The following is a 9,941-nucleotide window of genomic DNA, read 5'->3' as shown; positions in this document are numbered from 1 at the left end:
GGGCAACAACTGGGCCGGTCGGTTGCTCGGTTTTCCGCCACTTGTTGCCCCCCCCTTTTTCGCGGCAGAATATCACAGTCCATCCCGGATGTTATCAGCAGGTTCCAGACAGCTGGCGGTCCGAAGACGGTAGACGATCCCATCGTAAATTACTCCTGAAGGGCGGACCCCGGGGATGAAGCTCCCGCGGTCCGTCGCGGTGGACATCGCCGGGCGCCTCGTGTACGATTAAAGCGTTGATGAAAGGACCGCCCTCGACGGTGGAGGCGGAGCTGAACGGACGCCCCCGCGACGGGGCGGGGAGGGAGGCCCGGTGCGTCGGTTGGCATGGCTGTTGATCGTCCCGCCGCTGCTGCTGGCGGGCTGCGCGGCGGAACCGCGAAGCGGCGAGCGGCGCGTCGCCTGGGGCCTGGCCGAGGTGGTCACCCCAAACGCCGAGTGGCGACCGGTGCGAAGCGCTGACTCGCTGCTGGTGCGCCGCTACTACCGCACGAGCCTGCTGGGCGAGTTCAAGGTCTACTACGGCGGCGAGGGGCTGCAGACGGAGACCCAGATCCGCAACACGGGTTCGGAGGAGGAGTTCCTGCTTGAAGCGGCGGATGTCCTGCGCGAGCAGATCGAATACTCGGGCAATCAGGTGCGGCTGGAGAACCTGCGGCCGCGCCTCTACACCGACCCCTACCTGGCGGTGGGCTACAGCTACTACGATCGCAGCGGCGGCAGCGAGCAGTACCACATCGAGCGGTTGTACTTCGTCAGCAACCGCTACTGGTTCGTCGACGCGGGCTGCCTGGCCGTGGCGCAGGAGAACCTCGAAAGGGAGATCCTGGCCCTCTACGACAGCCTGGACTTCGGTGAGGACGAGATCGAGTTCCAGACCGGCGACGGCGCCGCCCTGGACGAGGAATTCGATCCCCTGACCGATGAGGCCCTGGAGGAGCTGGAGGAGTTCGATGGCGACTGGAATCTCTAGCTCCGCCGTTCGCCGTTTTCTGCTCCTGAGCGTGCTCCTCACTGCGAGCGGCTGCGCCGTCGAACACGGGCCGGAGACGACTATCACGGTCGACGATTACGCCGTCGCTACACCCCACGACGCCTGGGAGCGCGACACCGGCTCGTCGGCTTTGCGGTTGGTGCGGCGGGAGCGCTCCGGCGGCGGGGAGGTTCTAGGTTACCTGCGGGTCCAACCCTTCGGCCCCTACCTGGACACCGAAGACGAGGCGCGAAAGAACGGGACGGTGACGGCGGTGTTGGCCGACCTGGAGGGCCTGTTGCGCCGGGAGATCGAGGCCCGCACGGAGGTGACGCAGTGGAGCGGCGCGGCGTGGACCTGGCGGGAGCCGACCCTGGGTGTGATGCTGCGTTTCGACGATCTCCAGCAGCAGTTGCACCATGCCGAGACCGCACCCTGTTTCAATACGGCCGTTCTGCTGCTGGCCGGCGACGGGTTGCACTTCGTCCACGGCTGCGGCTATCTGGACGAGACCGAGACGCTGGAAGGCGAGATCGACACGCTGCTGGCGGGCTTGACTCACGCCGGACGGCGGCTGCTGCCGGAAACCGAATGAGCGCCCGGCGCGTCATCCCGGTTTCGTTGCTGGTGATCCTGCTGGCGGGTTGCGGCGGGGAGAACGGCGGCCGGGAAGACCAGGCGGGTCCCACCGTGCGCACGACGGAGGAGGAGGACACCGCGGACGCGGCCGTCGCCGGTCCGGGCAAAACCTGGCGGATCGGCCCCTATACCCTGACCACGCCCAACGCTCTCTGGCGCAACCTGTCCTACGGTGGACGGGTCTTTTTCGCCCGGGTGACCGGAGCGGGCCGGGCCGACGAGATCGCCTACCTGGAGATCTACGAGCTGCCCCAGGCGCCTCCGGCCACGGCGCGGGCCCTGGCCCTGGGTCGCGACCCCGGGCCGACGCTGCTCGAAGATCTGCGCGACCTGATCGCCGAGCGGGTCGAGGAGCCGACCTTCGTCCGTCAACAACTGGGCTTCCAGGGGCTCTACCACGCCGCCACCCTGATCTACCGGGATCACAAGGAAACCTTCGGCGGCGGTACGGCGCAGGCCCATAACGAGGTCTGCCTGGTGCTGGTCGAGGGAACCTGTCATCTGTTCAGCGCCTACTGCTACGCCGGAGAGGCCGCGGCCCTGGAGGGCGAGTTCGCCGACCTTTGCCACAGCGTCTCGATCGAGCCCCCGCCGCCGCCCGTCGTCGTCTCCGACGAGGATGAGCAAACCGACGGGGCGGACGAGGCGACGACGGAGGACGGCACCGGCGACGGGGCCGGGGATATGGAAACGACACCGCCTGAGACCGCCGAGGAATCGGCGACGGAGGGTTGAGCTTGGACTTTCCCGATCTGATCGCTCGCAAGCGCGACGGCAAGAGCCTGCGTGACGACGACTGGCGCCGGGTGGCGGCGGCCGCCGCCGACTGGGCCGCCGAGCCCGAAACCGCCCCGGTGCCCGCCTACCAGCTCAGCGCCCTGCTGATGGCCGCCTACCTGCGCGGCCTGCAGTACCGCGAGGTCCTGGCCCTGACCCGGGCCGTGGCCGCTTCCGGCGAGCGGCTGGAGTGGCCGGGGATCGAGCGGCCGTTGGTGGACAAGCACTCGACGGGCGGGGTGGGCGACAAGCTGTCCCTGATCGTCGTGCCGCTGCTGGCGGCCTGCGGCGCAGCGGTGCCCAAGCTGTCCGGCCGGGCCCTGGGCCACACCGGGGGCACCCTGGACAAGCTGGAGTCGATCCCCGGCTTGCGGCTGGACTACGAGCCCGCCGAGCTGGGCCGTCTGCTGCGGGACAACGGCTGCTTCATCGCCGGGCACAGCGCCGAACTGGCCCCGGCCGACGCCGCCCTCTACCACCTGCGCGACGTGACGGCCACCGTCGACTCGCCGCCCCTGGTGGTGGCCAGCATCCTGGGCAAGAAGCTGGCCGCCGGGGCGCAGGCCTTCGTCATCGACGTCAAGACGGGCGCCGGGGCGCTCTTCCGCTCCCGCCGGACCTGCGAGCGGCTGGCCCGGCGGCTGGTACGGGTCAGTGGGGACTGCGGCCGTCGCTGCGTCTGCCTGCTCAGTTCCATGGACCAGCCCCTGGGTAACGCCGTGGGTAACGCCGTCGAGGTCGAGGAGGCCCTGGACGTTCTCGAGGGCCGCGGCCCCGCCGACGTGCGCGGGTTGGCCCTGGAGCTGGCCGCCCGGGGGCTGAAAAGCGCCGGACTGGCCGCCTCGATCACCACGGCCCGGGAGTCGGCGACGACCCGCCTGGACGACGGCGCCGCCCGCGAGGTCTTCGCCCGGATGATCACCGCCCAGGGCGGCGACCTGGAGGCCTTCACCGAGCGGGAGAGCGCCGGGGTGGTCAGCCGGGAGATCGCGGCCCCGCGCTCCGGCTATCTGCGACGCCTGGACGCCCGGCGGATCGGGCGTCTGACGATGCTGCTGGGTGCCGGCCGACGCACCGTGGCCGACGCGGTGGACCCCGCCGCCGGTGTGCGGCTCCTCGCCAAGCGCGGCGAGCGACTCGAGGAGGGGCAAGTCCTGGCCGTGCTGCAGACCAGTCGGCCGGCGCGTCTGGACGCCGCCGCGCGGGCCTTCGCCGAGTCCGTCGGCATCGGCGACGATAAACCGACACCGCGGGATCTGATCCACCGGGTAGTCGACTAAGCATCTTTCACGCCGAGACGAAGGGCGGCGGCCCGCGGCCGGTTGATCACCGCTCGAAGCCCGCTAGCCGGCTGGGGAAATGAACCTTCCTCCAGCAATGGAACGAGGCGGGGGTTGGATCCCCCGCCTTCTTTTGTCCGGTTGAGCCGATTGCTCAGCCCGTTTCCAGCCGGTGACGCAGCCGGGCGGCGGCGAAGAGCAGCAGCCCGAGGCCCAAAGCCAGGGCGACGCCCAGGGGGAGGAGCAGGGCGCTCCAGTCCGCCGCCGCGGCGGCGGCGTAGCCCCGGCCCAGCCAGTAGGTGGGCAGCCACCACATCGTTGGATGCCAGGCCGCGGGGACGAGGGCGGCGACGATCGGCGGGAAGATGATGACCGCCAGGGCCTTGAAGTAGGTCATCAGTTGCATCTCCGAGTCGGCGTACAGGCCGAGGAGCATCCCGATCCCGGCGCCGACGGTCACGCCGACGACGGAGACCAGCAGCAGGGCGCCCCAGTCGGCCCCGACGCCCAACAGCAGATAGATCAGCGGGGGCAGGACCAGGGAAAGCAGCCCGGCGGCCAGCGTCTTGCCCAGCAGGTACTCGCCCCGGCGCAGCGGGCTGACGCTCAGGGCCGCCGTCACCCCGCAGAGGCGCTCCTCCATCAGCGAGAAGCCGACGGCCAGGGAGCCGACGGTGATGCCGAACAGGGCGAAGGTCCGGGCGAAGATGCCGCGCCAGCGGGCCAGGGCGTTGTCCTCGTCGACGACGACGGTGATGTCCGGTTGGGGCGGCGGTCGGCCATCGAGGACCGCCTGGGCGACGGCGACGGCCCGGCCGGCCGCCTCGACGACGTTGTCGGCCTCGTTGCCCTGGAGCAGCAGGGTCAGTCGGCCGTCACGCAGGACGACGCCCGGAGTGTCGCTGAAGCGGGCGGTGATAGCGTGGAGTTCGTCGACGTCGGCGGCGACGACCAGCTCGGCGAGGCCGGCCAGTTCGTCGCGGACCGCCGCGGGCAGTTCCTCCCTCACGGCCAGCTCGAGTTCGAAGCTGGTGGCGGCGGGAAGGATCAGTTGGAGGATGAAAACCATCAACAGGGGGCCGAAAAGGCCGAACAGGACCATCCGGTTGCGAAACAGGTACTTGTACTCGCGGCCCAGCGAGGTCGTCAGGCGTTTGAGCATCAGGCGGCCTCCTTTCCGGCTCTGATCCCCAGCGAGACCCCCCAGAGCAGGCGGCGGTAGACGAAGCCACCGACGGCCAGCAACCCGGCGGTCCAGGCCGCGGCGTAGCCCAGGTTGGGCCAGACTACGCCGCTTTGCGCCGTGGGGAAGAAGGCCTCGCGCAACAACTGCAGCATGGGGTGGGTGGGCAGGAAGGCGAACTCGGGGAAGTTGGCGATGAAAAGGGAGTTGACGGGCAAGCTGATGACGAAGGTCGCCAGGGCGCCGACCATGATGAAGCCGGTGAGGGATTCGAAGAACCCGGCCAACAGGAAGGCCAGCCCGGCGGCGCTCAGGCACATCAGCACGGCGCTGACCAGGGCCAACCCCAGACCGGGGAAGACGCCCCAGACGGCGACGATGGTGACGAAGGCCTCGGCGAGGACGAAGAGGGCCAGAGCCAGGGCCTTGGCGGTCAGGATCTCCCCCATCCCGGCGGGGCTGGTGCGCAGGGCGTCGATGGTCCCCCGGCTCTTTTCGCCGGTCATCAGCACGGCGCCGAACCATAGGCCGATGATGAAGGCCTCGCCGAAGACGAACAGCGGGATGATCGCGCGCCCGGCCGGGGGTTTTTCACTCCAGGAGTAACCGGGCAGCAGCTCGCGGGGCGGCTCGGTGAGCCCCGAGGGGCCGCCGAGCAGCTCCCTCAGCCAGGGAGTCGTCGTTTGGGCGGTCAGCCGTTGGGTGGTCGCGGGCAGCAGGTCGGGCATCAGATGCTGGAAGGTGTAGCGGCCGTCTTGTTTGTCGATGATCAGGCCGAAGCCGACGTCGACGGCGCGCACGGCCTCCTCGACGGCTTTCTCCGAGGGCAGCCAGGCGAAGTGGTTCTCCTGGGGCGTCTCGGGCAGGCCGTCGGCGGTCAGGCCGACCCGGCGGAAGCCTTCCCGCTCCAGGGCCGGATCGAGTCGGCGGGCCAGCTCGTCACCGCTGGCGTCGTGGATGTAGAGGCCCTCGACGACCTCGACGTCGCCGGAGCTCAGCAGGTGGCCGAGAACGACGCCCAGCACCACCATGGCCACGGTGATCCAGATCAGGTTGCTCTGGGCGATGTGGCGCAGGTCGGCCCGGGTCAGTTGCCAGATACGGTTCAGCATACCGCTCACCTCCTAGAGTCGCTGGCCGACCAGCTTGACGAAGGCGTCCTCCAGGGTCGCCTCCTTGGTGTGCATGGTGACGATCCGGCCGGCGGCCAGCCAGCGGCCCAGCCGCTCACGGTCGGCCTCGTCGTCCAGGGACAGCTCACGGGTCGCCGAGCGGCCGTCCTCGACGACCTCGACCTCGACCATCCGCTCGCCGAGGGCCAGCTTGAGGTCGTGGGGGGTGTCGACGGCGGCCAGGGCGCCGCGGTGGATGAAGGCCACCCGGTCGCAGAGGCTGTCGGCTTCGTACATGTTGTGGGTGGTCAGGAAGACGGTCACTCCGTCATCGATCTGGTGCTGGATGGCCCGGCGGATGACCTGGGCGATATCCGGGTCCAGCCCGCCGGTGGGCTCGTCGAGGAACAGCACCCGGGGCTTGGGGATCAGGGCCCGGGCGAAGACCAGACGCTGGAGCATCCCGCGGGAGCACTCGGAGCCGCGCTTGTCGGCGGCGTCGGTCAGGCCGACCAGCTCCAGCAGCTCCTGGGGCTTCCGGGTGTCGCCGGAGTAGAGCCGGCGGTAGAACTCCAGGTTCTCCAGCACGCTGAACTTGTCATAGACGTTGGGCAGCTCGAAGCTGACGCCGATCTGCTCGAAGTACTCGACACCGGGGTTGGCCAGGTCGTGGCCGAGGATGCTCACCCGGCCGGTCTGCAGGGGCAGTTGACCCGTTAACAATTTGATGGTGGTGGACTTGCCGGCGCCGTTGGGGCCGAGGAAGCCGAAGCATTCGCCCGGGGCGACCTCGAAGTCGATACCGGCGACGGCCTCGTCCCCGTCCTTGGCGTAGCGGAAGTGGAGATTCTTCACCGAGATCATGCTGGTTTCCTCCCGTTGGTCAACGGTTGCGGGGGTTGTTGCGGGGCCCGCATACTAGTTTGTAGTGCAAACTTTGACGGCCAAGAAAAGCCATCGCTTCCTCCAACGCCCGGCGCTCCAAGACGGCGGCGCGGGTGAGGTGTGGGCGGCCGGGTGTTTGGCGGGGGGGGCGGGCGCTCATACTCACTTCTCCTCCTCCTCATCCTCCCGGGCCCCGGCGATGATCTCCTCCAGCAGGCCCAGGTAGGCGGTGAAGTCCCGGCGGCCCGTCGTCGTCGGGATGTAGGTGGTGCGGGGGATGCGCTCGACGAATTCCTTGTGGACCTTGAGGTAGCCGGCCTCCTCCAGCTTGCGCAGGTGCAGGGCCAGGTTGCCCTTGGTCAACTGCAACCGTTTGAGCAGCCGGGTGAACTCCAGCGGCTCGGCGGCGGTGCAGAGCAGGCTCATGATCGCCATCCGGGTGCGCTGGTGCAGCACCGGGTTGAGGTTGAAGATTTTGACGGCGTCGTCCATGAGAGCGTCCCGCTTCAACTGGGGGCGGGGTCGTCGTCGATCAGGCCGAAGACCACCAGGGGCAGGCCCCAGCAGGCGGCGATTTTGTAGAAGGGGTAACCGTGGAGCACGAAGGTCGCCGGCAGGGAAAGGGCCAGGATGCACAGCCCCAGCACCAGCAGGCTGCGCAGGCGGACGATGGTGGTGAAACCGACGAGCATGGCCGCCGCGGCGGCGGAGAGGAAGCCGAACAGGTAGCGCTCCAGACCGGCCCGGGCCAGCAGGACGGCCCCCAGGGCGGCGACGACGGCGAAGGGCAACAGCCGCAGGTACTCGCCGCGCAGCATCCTGCCGATGACGCCGAGGAGAGAGTAACCCTCCTTGTGCGCCGCGCGGGCGATGCCGATGCTCTTGAGCGTGGTGAACACGGCCAGGGCCAGCAGGCCGACGATCCACAGCACCGTCGATTTCTGCAGGCCGGCGATGACCGCCGGGGCGTAGTCGTAGATCAACTGCATCCCCACGCCGATGACGATGGAGGCTACGCCCATCAGCAGGAACAGCCCGCTGATGGAGCGGGACACCTGGCGGAAGAGGGCGCTGTTGCCGCTCTCGTCGACCAGGCGGCGCAGGTGGCGCAGGTCTTCGAGGCTGCGGCGGATATCCGCGGGCAGGTCGGGCGTTTTCTTCATCTCGTCAACCCTTGAATACGGCTAGAGAAGACCTTCAAACGGAGGGTTAAAGACTGGTTTTCCTCACAAACCGGCTACAGTATAGCCGACGGTGCCGGGTTCGTCAAGGGCTTTTTCCGACAGACGTCCGGGTCGGCGGCGGGCGGGTTGGACCGTAGTCCATGCTTTCCGCTAGAGTGTCAGTCGACAAGCGAAAACCACTTTGGGGACATATCCCCCGTCGATGACGTATGCGTACTATCCGCCGACTACAGATCAACCGGGGAGCGACGATGAAGAGAATTCTCCTGCTGCTGGCGCTGGTATCGAGTATCGGCGCCGCCGCCCCACAGCAGCTCCAGCGCGCCGACGCCAACGAGCGGACGATCCTCCACTGGGTCGAGCCCGACGTCGGAGCCGATTACTACTCCTGGGTCTACTATTCACCCCTGGCGACCAGCTTCACCGCGCCCTTCGATTGCCGCCTCGTCGGCTACCGGGTCTACTGGAACGCTGCGGCCGTCGGGGATGACGACGGCGAGATCCCTTTCCAGGCCTTGCTCTACGCCGATGATAACGGCCGGCCGACGGGGCCGACCCTGCTCTCCCGCTACACCAGCATCCCCGCCGAGACCGGCTGGCACGAGGTCTCCCTCGACGACGACGGCGTCAGCCTAGAGGCCGGCGAGGTCTTCCACCCCGCCTGGGTCTACGGCGAATACGACGAACGGCAGGAGCTGGTCGATCCCGGCGCCGGCACCGGCCTGACCCTGATCAACTACCCGGGCTCCGGGGCCTGCTGGTATACCGACGATCCCCAGGGATCGCCGAGCTGGGAGAACTCGGACCACAACTACTGCCACCTGGTCGAAGTGATCGTCAAGCCCGCGGACTGAGCCAGTGGAGAAGTCGGCCCCCGTCGGCATCCCTGCAGGGGCGGGAGGTTACTCCCGCCCGTGGCCGGGTCGGAAGACTCCGCCTTACAGGGCCGGCGAAAACCGGCGGCGGCGTCAGCTCACGTCCCGGATAAGGCAAACTGTATCAGGGCGCCGGCATCAAAGAAGCGGGGCCTCTTCAGCAGGCCCCGGGGGGGAAGGTGGGGGAATAGAACCCCCGACCGCCAGAGCCGGGTCAGTCGGCTCAGTATGCTCAGCCGCGTCCGGGGATCAATAATCGGGCATTCTGTCGTTGTTCCACATCTCGAGCTTGATCTTGAGGGTATCATCGGGCTGGATTTCCCAGATGACCAGGTACTTGCCGGTGTCAGTGATCGGGTAGGGTGGTCCGGGAACCTGAAGGGTCACTTCGTACGTCCCGATCTCGTGGATGAGAGGACCGGCGCTGAACACCCGGGCGATCGTCGACTCGATCGAGACGACGGCGAAACCCGCCTCCCGGGCGGCCTTTTCGTTCTCGATGAAGGCGTCGCGACCGACGATCAGCGGCTCGTTATTCGGCAGGACGACGACGTCCTCAGTGTAGAACGAGGCCAAGGTTTCGTAGTCATCATCGAGGGCGGCCTGGTCGATCAGGGCGTTGGCTTCGTTGATTCTCTCCAGCAGCGCTTCCTCGTCGGCGTCCGCCGCCGCAGCGACGGGGGTCGCGGCGCACACGGCCGCCATCAGCACCAGAACCGTCGTGTTTCGCGGCATCTGCGATCTCCTTTTGCGATAGAAACAGGTGATGGAAACCCTGGAGTTGCGCTTGAAACCAGCGTGGTGGTTTTAGGCGACGTCGGCGTAGCCCAACAGTTCGCGAGACCTTTGATGTGCCGCCATGTGGCTGCTGTTTTCGCGGATAAGCCGACCACCCCGGCCGCGGCGGCCGCCGCAACGCTCAGCCGGAAAATACGAGCTATCTCTTTGCGTTTAGCTCTAGGTAGCTTCGTCTATCTGGGTCGATGGGTATCTTTCCCGCCGCAACTCTCACATTTTTCATCTGCCGTCGGCC

11 protein-coding genes are annotated in these 9,941 nt (G+C 67.9%); 5 read left to right on the top strand and 6 right to left on the bottom strand.

Translation table 11 applies throughout. The annotated features are described in order from the left end of the window. The first annotated feature begins 313 nt into the window (after positions 1 to 313). The 4 genes from GF399_02875 to GF399_02860 are packed head-to-tail and all read left to right on the top strand — an operon-like array spanning position 314 to position 3,669. Positions 314 to 973 carry a hypothetical protein gene (locus tag GF399_02875; GenBank protein MBD3399257.1) on the top strand — a complete coding sequence of 220 codons (660 nt, stop codon included), beginning with the start codon at positions 314 to 316 and terminating at the stop codon, positions 971 to 973. Beyond that, on the top strand, positions 954 to 1,568 hold the full coding sequence (locus tag GF399_02870; GenBank protein ID MBD3399256.1) for a hypothetical protein: 615 nt from the start codon (positions 954 to 956) through the stop codon (positions 1,566 to 1,568). The genes GF399_02875 and GF399_02870 overlap by 20 nt, the downstream gene beginning before the upstream one ends. Then, positions 1,565 to 2,347 carry a hypothetical protein gene (locus tag GF399_02865; protein ID MBD3399255.1) on the top strand — a complete coding sequence of 261 codons (783 nt, stop codon included), beginning with the start codon at positions 1,565 to 1,567 and terminating at the stop codon, positions 2,345 to 2,347. Before GF399_02870 ends, GF399_02865 begins: the two co-directional genes overlap by 4 nt. Next, the gene (locus tag GF399_02860) at positions 2,329 to 3,669 is read left to right on the top strand and encodes a thymidine phosphorylase (protein ID MBD3399254.1); all 1,341 of its coding nucleotides are present in this window, start codon (positions 2,329 to 2,331) and stop codon (positions 3,667 to 3,669) included. The genes GF399_02865 and GF399_02860 overlap by 19 nt, the downstream gene beginning before the upstream one ends. A 154-nt stretch (positions 3,670 to 3,823) precedes the next feature. On the opposite strand, the gene GF399_02855 is transcribed toward GF399_02860, so the two are convergent. From GF399_02855 to GF399_02835, 5 genes are all read right to left on the bottom strand, one after another. Further along, on the bottom strand, positions 3,824 to 4,831 hold the full coding sequence (locus GF399_02855) for a hypothetical protein (GenBank protein MBD3399253.1): 1,008 nt from the start codon (positions 4,829 to 4,831) through the stop codon (positions 3,824 to 3,826). After that, positions 4,831 to 5,964, bottom strand: coding sequence for an ABC transporter permease subunit (locus GF399_02850; protein ID MBD3399252.1), 1,134 nt, complete (start codon positions 5,962 to 5,964; stop codon positions 4,831 to 4,833). The genes GF399_02855 and GF399_02850 overlap by 1 nt, the downstream gene beginning before the upstream one ends. Positions 5,965 to 5,976: 12 nt before the next feature. Next, positions 5,977 to 6,828 carry an ATP-binding cassette domain-containing protein gene (locus GF399_02845; protein ID MBD3399251.1) on the bottom strand — a complete coding sequence of 284 codons (852 nt, stop codon included), beginning with the start codon at positions 6,826 to 6,828 and terminating at the stop codon, positions 5,977 to 5,979. Between the two features lie 183 nt (positions 6,829 to 7,011). After that, a complete protein-coding gene (locus tag GF399_02840) occupies positions 7,012 to 7,341 on the bottom strand; it encodes a helix-turn-helix domain-containing protein (GenBank protein ID MBD3399250.1) in 330 nt (109 codons plus the stop codon). Between the two features lie 14 nt (positions 7,342 to 7,355). Continuing rightward, positions 7,356 to 8,012 carry a hypothetical protein gene (locus GF399_02835; protein ID MBD3399249.1) on the bottom strand — a complete coding sequence of 219 codons (657 nt, stop codon included), beginning with the start codon at positions 8,010 to 8,012 and terminating at the stop codon, positions 7,356 to 7,358. 272 nt (positions 8,013 to 8,284) lie between these two features. On the opposite strand from GF399_02835, the gene GF399_02830 reads away from it, so the two are divergent. Then, positions 8,285 to 8,887, top strand: a complete 603-nt coding sequence (locus tag GF399_02830; GenBank protein MBD3399248.1) for a hypothetical protein — start codon at positions 8,285 to 8,287, stop codon at positions 8,885 to 8,887. Positions 8,888 to 9,157: 270 nt separating this feature from the next. Here GF399_02830 and GF399_02825 read toward each other — a convergent pair whose 3' ends face one another. Continuing rightward, a complete protein-coding gene (locus tag GF399_02825; protein MBD3399247.1) occupies positions 9,158 to 9,643 on the bottom strand; it encodes a DUF4440 domain-containing protein in 486 nt (161 codons plus the stop codon). Positions 9,644 to 9,941: the final 298 nt, after the last annotated feature.

It is taken from the genome of Candidatus Coatesbacteria bacterium (assembly GCA_014728225.1).
In the GTDB taxonomy this organism is placed as follows: Bacteria; RBG-13-66-14; RBG-13-66-14; order RBG-13-66-14; family RBG-13-66-14; genus WJLX01.
The sequence above is the reverse complement of the archived record's forward strand: the minus strand, read 5'-3'. Positions and strand labels throughout refer to the sequence as shown.

Excerpts from the sequence above, each read along its gene's own strand:
- GF399_02870 (MBD3399256.1), top strand. The coding sequence starts at position 954 with ATGGCGACTGGAATCTCTAGCTCCGCCGTTCGCCGTTTTCTGCTCCTG.
- GF399_02865 (MBD3399255.1), top strand. The coding sequence starts at position 1,565 with ATGAGCGCCCGGCGCGTCATCCCGGTTTCGTTGCTGGTGATCCTGCTG.
- GF399_02855 (MBD3399253.1), bottom strand. The coding sequence starts at position 4,831 with ATGCTCAAACGCCTGACGACCTCGCTGGGCCGCGAGTACAAGTACCTG.
- GF399_02850 (MBD3399252.1), bottom strand. The coding sequence starts at position 5,964 with ATGCTGAACCGTATCTGGCAACTGACCCGGGCCGACCTGCGCCACATC.
- GF399_02845 (MBD3399251.1), bottom strand. The coding sequence starts at position 6,828 with ATGATCTCGGTGAAGAATCTCCACTTCCGCTACGCCAAGGACGGGGAC.
- GF399_02840 (MBD3399250.1), bottom strand. The coding sequence starts at position 7,341 with ATGGACGACGCCGTCAAAATCTTCAACCTCAACCCGGTGCTGCACCAG.
- GF399_02835 (MBD3399249.1), bottom strand. The coding sequence starts at position 8,012 with ATGAAGAAAACGCCCGACCTGCCCGCGGATATCCGCCGCAGCCTCGAA.
- GF399_02830 (MBD3399248.1), top strand. The coding sequence starts at position 8,285 with ATGAAGAGAATTCTCCTGCTGCTGGCGCTGGTATCGAGTATCGGCGCC.
- GF399_02825 (MBD3399247.1), bottom strand. The coding sequence starts at position 9,643 with ATGCCGCGAAACACGACGGTTCTGGTGCTGATGGCGGCCGTGTGCGCC.